The organism is Apibacter sp. B3935, assembly GCF_009827705.1.
In the GTDB taxonomy this organism is placed as follows: Bacteria; Bacteroidota; Bacteroidia; order Flavobacteriales; family Weeksellaceae; genus Apibacter.
The window spans coordinates 1-881 of the sequence record NZ_WINL01000007.1 but is presented as its reverse complement, the minus strand read 5'-3'; the positions used below and the strand labels follow the sequence as shown (position 1 = coordinate 881).

The 881-nt window shown below is 29.6% G+C and carries 1 protein-coding gene; it reads left to right on the top strand.

What is annotated here, in order from left to right; translation table 11 throughout:
• Positions 1–881, top strand: an 881-nt coding sequence (locus GFV00_RS09655) for a leucine-rich repeat domain-containing protein (protein ID WP_185150022.1), incomplete at both ends; no start/stop codon positions are given.

The following is an 881-nucleotide window of genomic DNA, read 5'->3' as shown; positions in this document are numbered from 1 at the left end:
AAATTTAATTAAATTAGAATGTTATGGAAATCAAATACAAGAATTACCCCCATCAATTTCTAAAACTAAGTTGGAATATCTAGATATTGCATCTAATCAATTAAAAAAAGTACCCAAAGAACTGGAAAAAATAAAAAGTTTAAAGACAGTACTATTATCTAACAATTGTATCTCAGAAGTAGAAGGCTTTTCACCTGACAGCGTAACTTACTACGATTTAAGAAAACAACGTATTACTTTCCCCTTATTAACATATAAAGGAGAAGATATAGAAATAAATTTACCCCAAATATTTTTATATGATTTTATTCAAAAACCAAGTATAAGGCTCTATTTGAGAGGAGAAAGAATTAACGGTAATCTACCGGTATCAGAAAAAGGAGTTGTTACAATTCCTAAAAAGTTATTATCAACGATTAAAAAAGGAGACGACCTTTACTTGTATCAAGATAATCTTAATAATAGTTACATGGGAAATAATTATCTACTCTTCACCCAAATAGATTTAGATTTACCGAAAGTACCGGAAAATGAGTATCAAGCCTTAGTAGATATTTATAACCAATTGAACGGCCCATATTGGAGAGGATCACACCAATGGGAAAAATGGAATATAGCAGAGAATAATTTACATGAGATAAAATGGGATGGAGTAATGGTAGAGAATGGTCATGTTACCGGACTTAGTTTATATTATTTTTATAATGTAAAAGGCAAACTACCGGCAAGCATAAAAAATTTGGAGTACATAAACTATTTAAATTTATCCTCATCTTATATACAAAAAGACTTTCAAGGAACCGATTGGAATGTAATATCCGGATTAAAAAATTTAGATAGCTTAGACTTAAAAGGATGCAAAATAGAAGGTCCAATACCTG